This is a genomic window from Pseudidiomarina andamanensis, from assembly GCF_009734345.1.
Classification (GTDB): domain Bacteria; phylum Pseudomonadota; class Gammaproteobacteria; order Enterobacterales; family Alteromonadaceae; genus Pseudidiomarina; species Pseudidiomarina andamanensis.
The window spans coordinates 821,364-836,119 of sequence record NZ_CP032551.1; the positions used below are offsets into that span (position 1 = coordinate 821,364).

Genomic DNA, 14,756 nt, shown 5'->3' on the forward strand with positions numbered 1-14,756 from the left:
TGTCTCCGAACAGTTAGAGAATTAAAGTGGCGTTATTATACGCCACTTTGGGTGCGAATTTCAGTAGCAAACGGTGCAAAAATTTGCATCACTTCGTCTGCACTCAATGCGTCACCATTATCACGGAATAATGTGATTGAAGTGCGTTTTGCATCACCCGTCACTTTCACTTCGTAGGCACCTTCTGGTAACTGCAACTTACCTTCAGATCTGCCACTCCAGAACGAGTCGTCCACTTTGTAGGTGACGTAATAACGACCATTTTCACGATTAAAGTCATCCACTTCAAAACCTAGCTCTGGCAAAACATTTTTCATCAAGGCCCATGTATAACTGAAACTTGCGCCCATGATGAAGCTTGCATAACCATCTTCATCGAAGCCCATATCAATTAATACAGCACCTTCATCATCTACATCTGCAACGCCGGTTTGTTGCGTCATCGCAATTTCACTGATGATCATATTTAACGCTGCAGTTGCTGCGTCACGGTCACGGAAACTCAAATAATTTTTATCGATCTCAACAGTGTCGGCAGCAGTAATTTCACGATCAATAACGCTGCTATTCACCGCCGTTGTGCGACCATGTTCCGCCGTATTAAAATCAAACTGAAAGCGACGGAGAATAGTTACTTCTTCATCCTCTTCGCCGTATTCGAATGTTTCAACAACCCAATCGGTCTTGATACGTTGCCTATCAACTTGCTCAGTTACGCCAATATTGCGGATACGCAATGCCTGTAACGCTCCCTGCCATACGTACTGCTCGATATCAGACATGCCATCAAGCTCATCGAAATAAACACGAACCTGATCTTCGGCCTCTTCCACTCGACTACCATCAGCAACTGGCCATACTAATTTGGGTGCTAAAATTGGCACTTCTTTGCCGATTGGTCCTTTACGCTCCGCATCGGGAACCGTGTAACGATTGGTGGCATCGGGCAACTGTTTGTTTGGCGCAGGTTGAATAGAGTTTTCTGCGGCAAGCTCAGTGTAGTCAAATTTTCCTTCAGCTTGCTGCTTCGGGGTAAACGTACATGCACTAGCAACGACTGTGGCAGCGCCAGCTAGTACTAATAAATTCGCTTTCATTATTACTCCGCTTTAGATTAAACCTGCTTGTTTTAATGTTTGTTCGATATGTTGTTGCTGCGGAAGTTCCGGTTCTGTCATTGGTAACCGGTAATTCGCTTCCAACTTGCCCATCTGCGCTAGTGCCCATTTCACTGGAATCGGATTCGCCTGCACAAACATTGCTTCATGAATACTGGCCATTTCGGCGTCAATTGCCTTTGCAGTAGCAGCATCACCTGCAGTTGCTGCAACAACCATTGCTTTCATTTTCTCTGGCATCACGTTCGCGGTAACGCTAATCACACCTTGTCCACCAAGTAACATGAATTCGCACCCAGTAGGGTCATCACCGCTCAATAGAATGAAGTCATCACCACAAAGTTTGCGCAATAACTCAACGCGTGAAAGATCCCCTGTCGCTTCCTTAATACCGACTATATTTGGAATTTGCGCCAGTTCAGCAACTTGTTCGGGTAACACATCGGACGCTGTGCGCCCAGGGACGTTATATAACAGTTGAGGTAACTCAGATGCCTCCGCGCAAGCTTTATAATGCGCCAATAAACCGCGTTGCGATGGCTTGTTGTAATAAGGGTTAACATTCAAGAAGCCTTGGATAGGCAAACTACTCATGCGTTCGGTGAGCATAACGGCTTCGGCCGTGGCATTTGAACCGTTGCCCGCAATCACAGAAATACGACCATCGGCAATTTCGGCAACCGCTGCAACCACCATGATATGTTCCTCATGACTCATCGTCGCGGATTCACCCGTTGTTCCCATCGCCACAATCGCGTCAGTTCCTGCTGCGCAATGCCAGTTCACCAGCTCTTCGAGCGCGTTAAAATCAACATTACCCTGTTGTGTAAACGGCGTCACGAGTGCGACGATACTACCTGTTAACATATTGCCCCCAATATTAAATGTGCTACTCATGGTACTTTTACCGCTCACTAATGACAAGGTTGGCACAGGCTTTGCGTCGCGCCAATGCATCTTTTATCATAAATGCTTCGTATATAAATATTCACACGCGATGCCAATGGAGCGATTATGAATACTTTGAAAGCAGGCGATAAAGCACCTCAATTTACCTTACTTGATGCAAACGAGCAGTCTGTAGCGCTCGCCGACTTGCTCAAGCAAGGTCGTGTTCTTGTTTATTTTTACCCTAAAGCGATGACGCCTGGTTGTACGGTTCAAGCCCAGCAGTTGCGAGACCATCAGCAACAACTAAAAGCTCACAATGTACAAGTAGTTGGTATCAGCACCGATGAACCGAAACGCCTTGCTAAATTCACTGAGCGTGATCAACTCAATTTCACCCTGTTGAGCGATGTTGATCATCAAGTTGCTGAAGCCTTTGGCGTTTGGGGCTTGAAAAAGTTCATGGGGCGCGAATACGACGGCTTACACCGTATCAGTTTTTTAATTAATCAAGACGGGCAAATCGCTAACGTCTTCGATAAATTTAAAACGAAAGATCATCACCAAGTCGTCTTAGATTATCTCGCCGACGCCTAATTCTTATCTTCGAGCAATTCGGTTGGTTCTGGCTTGGATGATAACGCAGTAATCACTGCTTTCACCAAGCTGGCCAACGGAATGGCAAAGAACACACCCCAGAAACCCCACAACCCACCAAATATCAGCACTGCTGCAATGATATAAACCGGGTTCAAATTCACAACTTCAGAAAACAGTAATGGCACTAATAAGTTGCCATCTAATGCTTGAATAATGAGATAGACCACCATCACCCAAGCAAACATGCCGGTCCAACCAAATTGAAACAGCGCAACCAAAAATACCGGTAAAGTGACAACCGCTGCACCAATGTATGGAATTAACACTGAGAATCCGACTAACACCGCTAACAATGCAGCGTAGCGTAACTCAAAGAAGGCGAAGCATAGGTAAGTAAATACCCCTACCACAACAACTTCTACAGCTTTGCCGCGAATATAATTCATAATTTGCATGTTCATTTCATCGCTGACCTGCGCAATCAAACGACGATTACTAGGTAGAATATGGCTAACATGACGCAACAGCTGGTGCTTGTCTTTGAGCATAAAGAATACAAGTAATGGCACAACAATTAGATAAATTAGCAACGCCATAATGCCGACAATACGGCTTAACGACTGGCTTAAAAGTGTTTCACCAAAAAGCAAAGCGCGACTTGTTGTCGTTTCGATAAATGTATTGATATTGCCCTGGCTGATATATTCAGGAAACATTTCCGGTAGTCGATTCAGCAGTACTTTTACTTGCGCAAACATTTGCGGTAACTCGCCAACAAGCGCCACTGATTGCTGCCAAATAACCGGTACAAGAAACAGCAACAGCACAACATTGAGTGCGATAAAACTAAGAAACACGATAACGACCGCGCTCAAACGCGGCATTCCGGTGCGCACTAGTCGCTGTACCGGCCACTCAAGTAGGTAGGCAAGAACCAGAGCGACTAAAATCGGCGCCAAAATATCGCTGAACAAAATAATCAGCGCAAACGTAGTTAATAACAGTAAAAACAACGTGACCGCGTCAGGATCAGAAAATTTGCGGTTGTACCATTGTTTTAAGTAATCAAACATTTGTCGCGGCTCCAAAATTTCGGGTAAAAATATTGCATGCTACCCATAGATACCACATCATAGCTTTGAACGTACCGGAGTAACAGAGCTGCACGATGAAAACGGGAACCTTTTCACAATTTTATACTCGAAGCAGCAGGTTAATTAGGCGTATAAAATGAAGCAGTTTATCGGAACAATCGCAGCAGTCGCTCTCGGGGTTACCTTAGCCACCGCGTCCAGCACGATAAAAGCGCAAGAGCGTCTACCGGAAATCGGTACCGCAGGCGCTTCAGTTATGACTATTGATCGCGAACGTATCTACGGCGATATGTACATGCGTCAGCTACGAGCACAAGCTCCCTTAGTCGGCGACCCTGTCTTAGATGAATACCTACGTGATCTCGGTTCACGCATGGTTCGCGAGGCTGATGGCGTGCGCTTCCCGTTTAGCTTCTTCTGGGTGAATCAAAAAGACATCAATGCGTTTGCATTTTTTGGCGGCTATATTGGGGTTCATACCGGCTTAATTTCCGAAGCTCAAACCGAAAGTGAATTAGCCGCGGTATTAGCTCACGAGATTGCTCACGTTTCGCAACGTCATATTGTTCGTAATATGGAACGTATGTCGAATGCTTCACCAACAACCATGGCGGCAATGCTTGGCGCGGTTATTTTAGCCGTCATTAACCCGCAACTTGGGATGGCGGCATTAACGGGAACTATGGGTGTCTCACAACAAATGCAAATTAACTACACACGGCAATTTGAACAAGAAGCTGACCGTGTTGGTTTATCTATTCTGGTCAATTCCGGCTTTGACCCAATGGGGTCACCTAACTTTTTTGGGCGCTTAAGCGAAAAGTATCGCTATACCTCTCGTCCACCTGAAATTCTGTTAACCCACCCATACAGTGAAAACCGTCTGGCTGACATGCGAAGTCGCGCCGAATCAATGAAACGTCCTGAAGTTCGCGATTCACTCTCATTTTTGTTAGCGAAATATCGAATTCAAGCACGCCACTTACGGCAACTAAGTGAGGCTGAGTTACGGCGTCAAATTGAAACGGCATCAAGCGATCATATAAAAACTGCAGCAACGTATGCTCTGGCTATTGTTTTATTAGATAATCGACGCGCTGAAGAGGCTGAGGACGTCATTGCACCGCTATTAAAACGCGATCCGATGAACACCTTTTTCATTGATGTACAAAGCGACATTTTATTAGCTCAGAATCGTTATGATGATGCTTTAGCAACGCTTGAAAAGGCCTACATGCGCCAGCCGAATGAACAAACGATCACGCTAAACTTTGCGAACGTCGCCGTAGAAGCAAAGCAATATGAGCTAGCGATTACACTGCTACGCGAGTATTTGCAACGCAATGAAAACAATGTTCTAGCACTCGATTTGTTAGCGACTGCCTACCGCCTAAATGGTAACAGTAGTTCAATGCACGAAACCCAAGCCGAACTTGCAGCGTTGCATGGCGCTTTTGATCAAGCCATTGATCATTTGCACAAAGCTCACAAGCAAAGCGGCTTAGAACTTGAAAAACGTCGTCTTCAAGCGCGCATTGAACAGTTGATGGAACAAAAACAATTCTTGCAAAAGCTAAGTTCGTAAATTTAGTGCGCTTCTTTCAGCTTTAATCCCGTTGCTTTGGCGAGACTTGCTAACGTTTGCTCGCCAAGCAATGGCCCTTTAATTTCACCACTTGGCGTAACTATAAAGGTTGCCGGTAAAGCATTTGGTTGAGCAAATGGCAAGTTTGGTAGCGGCTCGTTTTGAATCAATGGAAACTGAATATCGTATTCAGCTCGTAATGCCGCGAGTTCGTCATTATTTAAACCATCGAAACTAACACCGAGTAACGTTACCTGATCGCCATAGAGTTCATGAAATTCGTTCAATTCAGGCAATTCTCGCAAGCACGGCGCGCACCACTCGGCAAAATAGTTAACCACCACATAACCGCCTTCTAATTGCTGCCAGCTATGACTACCATCTGTATCGGTATGAAAATCAGGTGCCGGCTGACACGCGCTCAAAAATACTGCTGTGGCCAGCATCACCACTGGCAAAAATCGACAACGCATAGAGTTTCCCTTAAGCTAACGCATTATTTACTGGAGGATTCATAGTCATGGCACAGGTCACGATTTATCATAACCCGCGCTGCTCAAAGAGCCGCCAAACCTTACAATTACTCGAACAACATCACATTGAACCAGAAGTTGTCGAGTACCTAAAAACTCCGCCTAGTGTGACAGAAATTCAAACGCTGATACAACAACTCGGGTTTATTTCAGCACGAGAATTGATGCGCTCCAAAGAAGATACGTACAAAGCGCTCAATCTGGCCACTGAGCAAGACGAAAATAAATTAATGCAAGCCATGGCTGAACATCCGAAGCTGATTGAACGCCCGATTGTGGTCGTTGGTAATCAAGCACGTTTAGGGCGTCCGCCGGAAGCAGTGCTCGAGATCTTGCCAGAATGAGTACGCGTGTTTTAATTCTTTACTATAGCCGCGGCGGAGCTACCCAAGCATTAGCTGATGCTATTGCCGACGGTGTATTGAAAGCCGGAGGTGAGCCATTGATGCGCACCGTTGCCGGAGCTGGTGACCCCGCCAGTCAGCGCGATCTAGAAATTAACCAAGACGAACTCAAACATTGCGATGGCTTAATTCTTGGCAGCCCAGTGCGATTCGGCCATATGGCGAGTGCTTTGCAACAGTTTTGGGAACAAACCAGTGTGACTTGGTTAAAAGGTGAACTTGAAGGCAAGCCAGCAGCCGTATTCACATCTGGCAGCAGTATGCATAGCGGTCAAGAGTCGACTTTGCTCTCTATGGGCGTCCCTCTGCTTCATCATGGCATGTTATTATGCGGTATTCCTTATACAGAACCAGCTATTCAACAAACTCAATCTGGTGCGTCACCGTATGGTGCTAGCCATGTCGAGCACGGCCATGGTAAACACCTCACAGACCATGAATATCAGGCCGCATTGGCACTTGGTCGGCGGGTTGCTGTAATTGCTTCGGCATTAAAAACCGTACGTGAACAAGGTAATTTATGAATCTCGATCAGAAAACTCGGCAAATTCGATTTCTCGCACTGGCAAGCTATATCGGCTTATTAGTCTTGATGCTTATATGGCAAGTTTGGTGTCAACGCGATAGTGAATTCAGTGTGATTTTTCGACTTGGGCTTTGGGTAGTTCCATTACTCTTTGCGCTGCCAGGCATGCTACGCGGTAAGCCTTACACCTATGCGTGGGCGAATTTTATTTTAATGTGGTACTTCTTGCACAGCCTCACAATGCTTTATGTTGCCCCCGAGCAACGCGGATTTGCAGTCGCTGAATTGATTTTAACCAGCGCGGCGTTTGTCGGCTGCACTTGGTATGCGCGTCGTCAAGGTAAAGCACTTGGTCTAGGCTTGAAAAAATTAAAAGAAAGTAGCTAGATAGCTAGAACATCTTTGATGAATGGAATGGTTAAACGCCGTTTCGCAGCAATCGACGCCCGATCTAATCGGGCGAGACACTCTAATAAACTGCGCATATCTCGCCCTAAACGTTGCACCATAAACTGTGCTGTTTCATGCCCTAAATGCAATCCTAAGGCCTTTGCACGTAATTGCAAGGCCCGCACCTTGTCGTCATCATTTAATGCATGCACATGCATACTCAAGCCCCACTGCAGGCGCGAATGCACATCCGCTAGTGCTACTTCAAGATGACTCGGTGCGTGTTTCGCCGTGACCACAATACTTCCCTGCCCCGCATCTTTCACTCGATTCAGCAAAGCGAACAACTCAAAACACCAAGTTTCACTACAACTAACGGCGTCAATATCGTCCAAACAAATTAACGGATAATTCTCTAACCCTTGTAATATTTGTGGTTGTACTTGGTCATGAAGCTCAGCCAATGGCAAGTACATCACCGCTGAGTCGATATTGGCACACAAGGCATGTAACAAGTGACTTTTGCCCACTCCGTTTGCGCCCCACAGGTAAACAAGCCCCTGTGGTAACTGCTGTAATACCTGCAGTAATTCTTGATTTGCCCCACGAACGAATGTGGCAAAGGTTTCATCATCAGGTAGCTGAATGGCTAATGGCAGCTGTGCAATAGCGCTCAAGATTGACTCCAGCGATAAACCGGCATTTCAAATTCCGAGCGACGTTCCGGGTTAACCGGGGTAAATGGCTTGCTTAAATCAATCGCCTGCATAATCTGCGCAGCATCGGTTTGAATAAATAATTCAAACTCCGCTTCGTGCTCGCCATATTGAATGAGTTGGACGCGGCTCACTGAAGGTAATTCAAGCAACAGCTTCTCTGCGTAAAGAACGTCCATAAACTCCGTTAGCTCGCGTACCTTAATGCGCCAAGTGCCAGCCATTGCAGCATTACTGCCAATTCGGAAACGCTGTGATAATTGCTGAGTGACGTCAGCCACCAACATGTTACCGAGTTGCTCGGGTTGCATCGCTGTCACTTCACCTCGCCAGCGCATACCGCCAAGTTGCATCGTCCAGTCAAGCATCCAATCGTCATCACTGATAGCACTGTCAGCCTGATATAGGCGAGCAACGACAACACCGTCGGCGTCATATCGACTGCTGGCAAACGTGATTCTATCTTCAAATCGAGCCCAGAGATCAACAACTGAAAGGCTCATCGAATCATTCAGATCTAACAATGGTAGCTTCACGGGCAGACCTCGAGTTTCTGCCGCTGAAATTAATTCTTTTATAACCGGCCAATCGTCACCGCTACCAAGAATTCGTCGCTCTAAATTTTCATCCTCAGCAACAATCCAAAATAATAGCTCAGGGCGGCGACTGCTCCAGACACCGGAGTTTGCTTGTTGAATAACACGATCGATTTGTGGTTGATCGAACTGCACCCACAATAACAGCTGTTCGCCGTCTTGTTGATACCCATACTGAACCACAAAATTACGCACATTTTGCAATGCTAATTGCACAGATTCATGCCTAAGAACGGCATCATCGCCCGAAACTTTCAACAAGGTATTCGTAAACGCTGTTTTTAATGCGTCATTACGCTCGTTCGCAGTTTGGTTCTCTACCGACACACGCGCTTGATAAAGTTCTTGCACTTCCACCGCTGCATGCCCTATCTGTATAGGCATCAGCATGTTCAAAGTAATCAAAAAGAATCCAATTAAAGCGATTTTTAGGGTTCGCATAGCTACCTCATCACAACATCTTGTGCTCATCATAAACAGCCCCATGCCACCTCGCAAGTAACAAGCTGTGGATAACCTCTTGACGTTTCCGAAAATTTACCAACGTGATAAACTTGCGCGATAAAGTCATCGCCAAAAACTCAAGGACTGCCACATGCTTAAGCAACAATTGCGCGCGATAAGCTCACTACTAACCAGTATCACGCTTATTGGTATTTGCACCGGCATGACGAGTACCCTTCTGAGTTTACGTGCCACAATAGAGAACTTCGGTACCCTTACCACCGGTATCATCATGTCTGCCTACTTTATTGGCTTTCTCTTTGGCACGACACGAGCCCCGAAGGATATTCGGCGTGTGGGCTACATTCGTGCCTTTGGCGGATTAGCCGCGTTAGCCGCGGCATCTATCCTGATTCAAGCTATTTGGGTAGATCCGGTGGTGTGGTTTGTGATGCGCTTTTTAACCGGTTTCGCTATTTCAGCAATTTTTGTGATCGTTGAAAGTTGGTTAAATACCATGGCCGATAACAAAAACCGCGGCACCCTGCTCTCAGTCTATCTCGTACTTATTTATGGTGGTTTAGTTGCTGGCCAGCTTATTCTTGGTATCACAGACCCCGCTAGCTTTGTCGCGTTTGCTCTCGTTGCATTACTCATCAACTTATCGTTGATTCCAATTTTAATAAGCGTAACCGTAGAGCCAACCACTCATGAGCCGCGCAAAGTAGCTATTCGTAGCCTTCTCAAAGTGGTTCCTTTAGGGATGGTCAACGCGTTCATCATGCAAGCGTGTTACGCCATGTTTTATGGTATTGGCCCTATGTACGCCACCTATATCGGGCTTTCTGTTGCTCAAGTATCATTATTTATGGCGGCATTTATACTCGGCGGTATGCTGGCTCAAGCACCTATCGGATTACTATCTGATCGAATTGACCGCCGCATTGTGATGGCATTTTGCGCTGGTACGGCGGCAATTATGGCGTTCGTATTATCGCAATTAAACGCCGATGTAGCTTGGTTGATTTACTTGTGTGTTGGCCTATTCGGCGCCTGCTCTCTGCCGCTCTATTCATTAGGTATGGCACACACCAATGACTTTCTTGAGAAAGATCAAATGGTTGGAGCAACTGGTGCTATCATCAAAGTGGGTGGTATAGGATCGATTATTGGTGCGCCATCGGTAGCCGCTCTCATGCAGTTCGGTGCGGTGAATTACTTTTTCCTACTCATTACAGTGTTAACGAGTATTGTCTGCGGTTACTCATTATATCGCGTGACCAAACGTGCCAAAGCCGATGATCAATCGCACAGTGCATATGCCATGTTGGCGCCAACGCAAACGTCTGACGAGTTATTAACTACTTTAGCTAGTGAACAAGAAATGCTGGATGAGGAATATCAAGAAGCGCAGTTAGACGCTGAATCGAATGATGATCAGCGTCCAACTGGTGGTGCAAGCAATTAAGCTTGCACCCAACTGGTGACTAATTGCTGAGCTTGTTCAGCTAACTCATCTAAGTGTTCAGCGCTGACAAAACTCTCACAATAAATTTTATAAACGGGCTCGGTACCCGATGGGCGCGCGGCAAACCAGCCGTTCGCTGTAGTTACCTTAACACCGCCAATTAACGCATCATTTGCTGGTGCTTTGGTAGTGATCGCCGTTACTTCATCACCGGCTAATTCAGCAACTTTGAGTTTATAGGCACGAATACTGCCAAAGCCTGCGTTCATTTCTGCAGACGATGCCACGTCAATACGTTTGTAATACGAAGTGCCATGTTCAGCACAGAGTTCATCATAGTATTGGCTTGGGTTCTTACCGGTTTTCGCGCAAATTTCTGCCGCTAATAAAGCAAGAATAATACCGTCTTTATCGGTCGACCAAGCTTGTCCGTCACGGTCAAGGAAACTTGCACCAGCACTTTCTTCACCGCCAAAGGCTGTGGTTCCGGCAAACAACTCCTGCGCAAACCATTTAAAGCCTACCGGCATTTCACGCAGCTGACGATTATGTTTCGCGACAACGCGATCAATCATGGCGCTTGAAACCAGCGTTTTACCAATCGCGAGCTCTGGCTTCCAAGTTCGGTTTTGACACAAATAATCTATGGCAACTGCAAGATAGTGATTTGGGTTCATCAAGCCATGTGTTGGCGTCACAATACCATGACGGTCGTAGTCAGGGTCGTTACCCACAGCAATGTCGTACTGATTTTTGAGTTTAAGTAAGCTCGCCATGGCATAAGGGGACGAACAATCCATACGAATTTTGCCGTCTTTATCCAAACTCATGAAACGGAAACTTGCGTCCACATCGGCGTGATGCACTTCAATATTTAAACCATAATGTTCGGCAATCAATGCCCAATAACCGGCACCAGCGCCGCCCATCGCATCAACGCCAATTCGTAATTTCGCGTCGGCGATGGCTTGCATATCAATCACTTCATGCAAGCTCTCAATGTAGTCTTTACGCCAGTCAACTTGCTTGAGCTTTTTACTCGCACGCGCTTCCGCGTAAGAAACCGCATTCACGCCCATGAGCTCGGACGACAACAAGGCATTGGCATATTTTTCAATGGTTTTGGTTGCATCGGTATCGGCCGGACCACCATGCGGCGGGTTGTATTTAAAGCCGCCATCTGTTGGCGGATTATGCGATGGCGTAATCACGACACCATCACACAAATCGTTCGTACGACCACGGTTATAGCGCAAAATCGCATGACTAATCACAGGAGTCGGTGTATAGCCATCATCGGTTTGAATGTGCACTTCGATACCATTACCAATGAATACCTCAAGTGCCGTCATATAAGCGGCTTCTGACAATGCATGGGTATCGCGCCCCAACAACAATGGGCCGGTAATCCCCTGCTCGTCACGATAAGCCACCAACGCTTGGCTGATAGCGAGAATATGGGCTTCGTTAAATGAGCTGTTAAGGGCACAGCCGCGGTGACCAGATGTACCAAACTTCACTTGCTGTTGGGGATTTCTCGGGTCAACTTCGTTGACAAAATAGGCACTCACTAATTGTGCAATGTTGGTCAAATCTTCAGCTGCTGCCGGTTGGCCGGCGCGAGGATGCAAAGGCATTATAAAAAGTCCCTAATTTTTTCTGCATGTTCCTGTGAATAACCCAATTCAATTGCAACCTGGGTTAGCATTGATTTTTTGCGCGTGGTGTTATTGTTAGTCACCACAAAATACGGCGCATCCGGTATTTGCTTCGGATTCGTGCTAGTACCTGAGGCTTCAAGTTCAGCCTCGGTTTTTGCGAAATACTGGCGATCGCGTCCACTAATTTGCAATACCGCATCAAATTTTTTGTTGTGGCATTTGTACAACATACTCAGTATGTACAAAAACCGTGCGACAATGCTGCGTTGACCGGCAAGGTCGGCGCGGGTCATCACATCAAAAATAGTCCGACGCCCAAGCCCTTCAGTACTGGCACTCGTTGCTGCATCAGTCGTTTCTGGCATCGCTATCACCGGTTGGCCGGTCGCTTGCTCAGCCACCCCTAAGCCAAGTAAACGGCGCAATATTGCCGATGCACTCTCGCCAATATGTTGGGTATGGCTGGCAATATAGCGGTATAATTCGTCATCAATTTCAATGCGTTTGGTCATTACCCGATCGCTTCTCGTTAGCTATATTAAATATGGATGGTGCTTTAAGGCACGTCTTCTGCACGCTATTATACCCAAGCATCGGCTAGGGTACAGGAAATCAACATGAGCACAGCACAGATTCTTAATTATGAAGTGATAGGTAGCGGCGAGCCCGTGGTTTTACTGCATGGTTTATTCGGCGACCTGGATAACCTGAAAGGTCTCGGGCGTGATTTAAGCGAGGACTATCAGGTGATTCTGGTTGACGCTCGAAACCACGGCGATTCATTCCATAGTGATCATATGAACTATGCCGATATGGCAAACGACCTTGCCGCAACACTTGATGAGCTCGATATTGATTCGGCGCATATTATCGGTCACTCCATGGGGGGTAAAATTGCCATGGAATTCGCGTTGGCTTACCCAGACCGCGCGCGAAGTGTCATTGCAGCCGATATTTCGCCAGTTGCGTATGACCCGAAACATCGCCACATACTCGAAGCCTTGAAAGCGCTTGATCTGAGCCAAGTAAATAGCCGTACTGATGCCGACAAGCAACTTGCGCAGCATATTGATACCAAAGGTGTGCGCCAGTTCTTATTAAAGAATTTGCGTCGGGATGACAATGGGTACCACTGGCGTATTAATCTTGAGACGCTAGATAGTTGCTATGAGGAAATTTCAGGTGCAGTGCGAGGTGGTCGTTACGATGGTCCGATTTTGTTTATCAAAGGCGGTGATTCAAATTATTTAATGAATGACCATGCCGACGAAATTAAGGCTCGGTTTAGTCAGGTTGAGGTGAAAATAATTGAAGGTACTGGGCACTGGTTGCATGCCGAAAAACCACGCATTTTCAATCGACTGGCAAGGGCGTTTATTGAGAATCATTCTCGCACCTAAGCGGCCTTCATGCTATACTCTGCGTTCTTTTTTGAAATGATTCATACAACCAAACATCAGGTGTTGCTGTTATGCTGTCAGAACATTATGAATTGATTGAAACCTTGGGTACAAACTTTGCTATTGCGTTTTTGTTCGTACTGATTGGGTTAGCTATTCAAGACGTTCTGAAGAAAGGTGATGTACCAAAATTTGGTCGTTGGTTTGTTTGGTTGGTATTATTTTTAGGATGCGCCGGCTTTATTGCGAAAGGCATTATTCAAGCATTCTGGGAAGCAGGTCTTTAATTTTTACAGCAGGTAGTAAGACTCTATGGCAAGTGTAGGTATATTTTTCGGTAGCGACACTGGAAACACTGAAGCTGTTGCGCAAATGATCCAAAAAGAATTGGGTAAACATTTAATCGATGTTTTTGATATCGCAAAATCAAGCAAAGAAGACATCGCTTCATATGATTTGCTGATGTTTGGCATTCCAACTTGGTATTACGGTGAAGCCCAGTGTGATTGGGATGATTTCTTCCCCGAGTTAGAAGAAATTGACTTCAATAACAAGCTGATTGCAATCTTTGGTTGTGGCGATCAAGAAGACTACGCTGAATACTTTTTAGATGCGATGGGCACAATTCGTGATATCGTGGAAGCACGTGGCGGAATTGTTATTGGTCACTGGTCAACAGATGGTTATGAATTTGAAGCGTCGCGCGCTTTAGTTGACGATAACCACTTTGTCGGTTTGGGCATTGACGAAGATCGTCAACCTGAGCTAACGAAAGAGCGTGTACAAAAATGGTGTGCACAAATTCGTGACGAAATGGGCTTAGATCAATTAGGCTAAGCAATACTAGCGAATCGAACTCGAGTAGCGAAGAAATCATGAGCAACAAAGACGAATTACAACTAAAAAAAGCTGGCCTTAAGGTCACGTCTCCGCGAGTAAAAATCTTAGAGATCTTGAAAGATCCTGGCAATCAGCATATTAGTGCTGAAGATGTGTACAAGATTTTGCTCGAGAAAAACGAAGAAATTGGTTTAGCCACGGTTTACCGCGTGCTTAATCAATTTGACGATGCCGGCATTGTAAGTCGTCACCACTTTGAAGGTGGCCGTTCGGTGTTTGAGCTGAGTGCGAAAGACCATCACGATCACTTGGTTTGCTTAACCTGTGGGCACGTGTTTGAATTTGAGGACGATGTAATTGAACAACGTCAATTACAAGTTGCCGAAGCGAACAATATTAAATTGACGAATCATAGTTTGTATCTTTATGGTGAATGCAAAACGCCAGATACGTGTGTGAATAACCAAAACACCGATATGGACTAAATCTTCAG

At 45.9% G+C, this 14,756-nt stretch carries 18 protein-coding genes; 10 read left to right on the forward strand and 8 right to left on the reverse strand.

Annotation, left to right across the window (positions count from 1 at the left end):
• Nucleotides 1-35 precede the first annotated feature (35 nt).
• On the reverse strand, nucleotides 36-1,097 hold the full coding sequence (gene bamC, locus D3795_RS03995; protein ID WP_156266459.1) for an outer membrane protein assembly factor BamC: 1,062 nt from the start codon (nucleotides 1,095-1,097) through the stop codon (nucleotides 36-38).
• 12 nt (nucleotides 1,098-1,109) lie between these two features.
• Complete coding sequence (gene dapA, locus D3795_RS04000) at nucleotides 1,110-1,985, reverse strand: 4-hydroxy-tetrahydrodipicolinate synthase (RefSeq protein WP_156268946.1); 876 nt, start codon at nucleotides 1,983-1,985, stop codon at nucleotides 1,110-1,112.
• Between the two features lie 147 nt (nucleotides 1,986-2,132).
• Here dapA and bcp point away from each other — a divergent pair, with 147 nt between their 5' ends.
• Nucleotides 2,133-2,603, forward strand: coding sequence for a thioredoxin-dependent thiol peroxidase (bcp, locus tag D3795_RS04005; protein WP_156266461.1), 471 nt, complete (start codon nucleotides 2,133-2,135; stop codon nucleotides 2,601-2,603).
• Here the strand turns inward: bcp and D3795_RS04010 are convergent.
• Nucleotides 2,600-3,679, reverse strand: a complete 1,080-nt coding sequence (locus D3795_RS04010) for an AI-2E family transporter (protein WP_156266463.1) — start codon at nucleotides 3,677-3,679, stop codon at nucleotides 2,600-2,602. The genes bcp and D3795_RS04010 overlap by 4 nt on opposite strands.
• A gap of 157 nt (nucleotides 3,680-3,836) precedes the next feature.
• On the opposite strand from D3795_RS04010, the gene bepA reads away from it, so the two are divergent.
• On the forward strand, nucleotides 3,837-5,285 hold the full coding sequence (gene bepA / locus D3795_RS04015; protein ID WP_156266465.1) for a beta-barrel assembly-enhancing protease: 1,449 nt from the start codon (nucleotides 3,837-3,839) through the stop codon (nucleotides 5,283-5,285).
• Between the two features lie 2 nt (nucleotides 5,286-5,287).
• Here the strand turns inward: bepA and D3795_RS04020 are convergent, their stop codons facing one another.
• Nucleotides 5,288-5,758, reverse strand: a complete 471-nt coding sequence (locus tag D3795_RS04020) for a TlpA family protein disulfide reductase (RefSeq protein ID WP_310942390.1) — start codon at nucleotides 5,756-5,758, stop codon at nucleotides 5,288-5,290.
• A gap of 47 nt (nucleotides 5,759-5,805) precedes the next feature.
• Here D3795_RS04020 and arsC point away from each other — a divergent pair, with 47 nt between their 5' ends.
• Genes arsC through D3795_RS04035 form a run of 3 tightly spaced genes read left to right on the forward strand, consistent with a single transcriptional unit; the run spans nucleotide 5,806 to nucleotide 7,135 of the window.
• Nucleotides 5,806-6,162, forward strand: a complete 357-nt coding sequence (arsC, locus tag D3795_RS04025; RefSeq protein WP_156266467.1) for an arsenate reductase (glutaredoxin) — start codon at nucleotides 5,806-5,808, stop codon at nucleotides 6,160-6,162.
• Nucleotides 6,159-6,746, forward strand: a complete 588-nt coding sequence (locus D3795_RS04030) for a flavodoxin family protein (RefSeq protein ID WP_156266469.1) — start codon at nucleotides 6,159-6,161, stop codon at nucleotides 6,744-6,746. Before arsC ends, D3795_RS04030 begins: the two co-directional genes overlap by 4 nt.
• Nucleotides 6,743-7,135, forward strand: coding sequence for a DUF2069 domain-containing protein (locus D3795_RS04035; protein WP_156266471.1), 393 nt, complete (start codon nucleotides 6,743-6,745; stop codon nucleotides 7,133-7,135). Before D3795_RS04030 ends, D3795_RS04035 begins: the two co-directional genes overlap by 4 nt.
• On the opposite strand, the gene hda is transcribed toward D3795_RS04035, so the two are convergent.
• Together hda and D3795_RS04045 are read right to left on the reverse strand one after the other, a co-directional pair.
• Nucleotides 7,132-7,815, reverse strand: coding sequence for a DnaA regulatory inactivator Hda (gene hda / locus D3795_RS04040; RefSeq protein WP_310942391.1), 684 nt, complete (start codon nucleotides 7,813-7,815; stop codon nucleotides 7,132-7,134). The two genes, D3795_RS04035 and hda, sit on opposite strands and share 4 nt — an antisense overlap.
• Entirely contained in the window at nucleotides 7,812-8,891 is a 1,080-nt protein-coding gene (locus D3795_RS04045) for a DUF2066 domain-containing protein (RefSeq protein ID WP_173020985.1), read from the reverse strand. The genes hda and D3795_RS04045 overlap by 4 nt, the downstream gene beginning before the upstream one ends.
• Before the next feature lie 154 nt (nucleotides 8,892-9,045).
• On the opposite strand from D3795_RS04045, the gene D3795_RS04050 reads away from it, so the two are divergent.
• Entirely contained in the window at nucleotides 9,046-10,362 is a 1,317-nt protein-coding gene (locus tag D3795_RS04050) for an MFS transporter (protein WP_156266475.1), read from the forward strand.
• Here the strand turns inward: D3795_RS04050 and pgm are convergent.
• Nucleotides 10,359-11,999 (reverse strand): phosphoglucomutase (alpha-D-glucose-1,6-bisphosphate-dependent), encoded by a 1,641-nt coding sequence (gene pgm, locus D3795_RS04055; protein ID WP_156266477.1) that lies wholly within the window; start codon nucleotides 11,997-11,999, stop codon nucleotides 10,359-10,361. The genes D3795_RS04050 and pgm overlap by 4 nt on opposite strands.
• Complete coding sequence (gene seqA, locus D3795_RS04060; protein WP_156266479.1) at nucleotides 11,999-12,535, reverse strand: replication initiation negative regulator SeqA; 537 nt, start codon at nucleotides 12,533-12,535, stop codon at nucleotides 11,999-12,001. Before seqA ends, pgm begins: the two co-directional genes overlap by 1 nt.
• A gap of 105 nt (nucleotides 12,536-12,640) precedes the next feature.
• On the opposite strand from seqA, the gene D3795_RS04065 reads away from it, so the two are divergent.
• The 4 genes from D3795_RS04065 to fur all read left to right on the forward strand — a co-directional run bounded on the left by D3795_RS04065 (nucleotide 12,641) and on the right by fur (nucleotide 14,748).
• Nucleotides 12,641-13,423 carry an alpha/beta fold hydrolase gene (locus tag D3795_RS04065; RefSeq protein WP_156266481.1) on the forward strand — a complete coding sequence of 261 codons (783 nt, stop codon included), beginning with the start codon at nucleotides 12,641-12,643 and terminating at the stop codon, nucleotides 13,421-13,423.
• A 71-nt stretch (nucleotides 13,424-13,494) separates the two neighbouring features.
• Nucleotides 13,495-13,710 (forward strand): DUF2788 domain-containing protein, encoded by a 216-nt coding sequence (locus D3795_RS04070; RefSeq protein ID WP_092854554.1) that lies wholly within the window; start codon nucleotides 13,495-13,497, stop codon nucleotides 13,708-13,710.
• Nucleotides 13,711-13,735: 25 nt separating this feature from the next.
• Entirely contained in the window at nucleotides 13,736-14,260 is a 525-nt protein-coding gene (gene fldA, locus D3795_RS04075) for a flavodoxin FldA (RefSeq protein WP_156266483.1), read from the forward strand.
• 38 nt (nucleotides 14,261-14,298) lie between these two features.
• A complete protein-coding gene (gene fur, locus D3795_RS04080) occupies nucleotides 14,299-14,748 on the forward strand; it encodes a ferric iron uptake transcriptional regulator (protein WP_156266485.1) in 450 nt (149 codons plus the stop codon).
• The last annotated feature ends 8 nt before the right edge of the window (nucleotides 14,749-14,756 follow it).

Bases quoted from the DNA above. Each gene is read 5' to 3' on its own strand.
- bcp (WP_156266461.1), top strand. From the start codon at position 2,133: ATGAATACTTTGAAAGCAGGCGATAAAGCACCTCAATTTACCTTACTT.
- D3795_RS04070 (WP_092854554.1), top strand. From the start codon at position 13,495: ATGCTGTCAGAACATTATGAATTGATTGAAACCTTGGGTACAAACTTT.
- bepA (WP_156266465.1), top strand. From the start codon at position 3,837: ATGAAGCAGTTTATCGGAACAATCGCAGCAGTCGCTCTCGGGGTTACC.
- D3795_RS04045 (WP_173020985.1), bottom strand. From the start codon at position 8,891: ATGCGAACCCTAAAAATCGCTTTAATTGGATTCTTTTTGATTACTTTG.
- D3795_RS04030 (WP_156266469.1), top strand. From the start codon at position 6,159: ATGAGTACGCGTGTTTTAATTCTTTACTATAGCCGCGGCGGAGCTACC.
- pgm (WP_156266477.1), bottom strand. From the start codon at position 11,999: ATGCCTTTGCATCCTCGCGCCGGCCAACCGGCAGCAGCTGAAGATTTG.
- D3795_RS04035 (WP_156266471.1), top strand. From the start codon at position 6,743: ATGAATCTCGATCAGAAAACTCGGCAAATTCGATTTCTCGCACTGGCA.
- arsC (WP_156266467.1), top strand. From the start codon at position 5,806: ATGGCACAGGTCACGATTTATCATAACCCGCGCTGCTCAAAGAGCCGC.
- dapA (WP_156268946.1), bottom strand. From the start codon at position 1,985: ATGTTAACAGGTAGTATCGTCGCACTCGTGACGCCGTTTACACAACAG.
- bamC (WP_156266459.1), bottom strand. From the start codon at position 1,097: ATGAAAGCGAATTTATTAGTACTAGCTGGCGCTGCCACAGTCGTTGCT.
- D3795_RS04065 (WP_156266481.1), top strand. From the start codon at position 12,641: ATGAGCACAGCACAGATTCTTAATTATGAAGTGATAGGTAGCGGCGAG.
- fldA (WP_156266483.1), top strand. From the start codon at position 13,736: ATGGCAAGTGTAGGTATATTTTTCGGTAGCGACACTGGAAACACTGAA.
- seqA (WP_156266479.1), bottom strand. From the start codon at position 12,535: ATGACCAAACGCATTGAAATTGATGACGAATTATACCGCTATATTGCC.
- D3795_RS04010 (WP_156266463.1), bottom strand. From the start codon at position 3,679: ATGTTTGATTACTTAAAACAATGGTACAACCGCAAATTTTCTGATCCT.
- D3795_RS04050 (WP_156266475.1), top strand. From the start codon at position 9,046: ATGCTTAAGCAACAATTGCGCGCGATAAGCTCACTACTAACCAGTATC.
- fur (WP_156266485.1), top strand. From the start codon at position 14,299: ATGAGCAACAAAGACGAATTACAACTAAAAAAAGCTGGCCTTAAGGTC.
- D3795_RS04020 (WP_310942390.1), bottom strand. From the start codon at position 5,758: ATGCGTTGTCGATTTTTGCCAGTGGTGATGCTGGCCACAGCAGTATTT.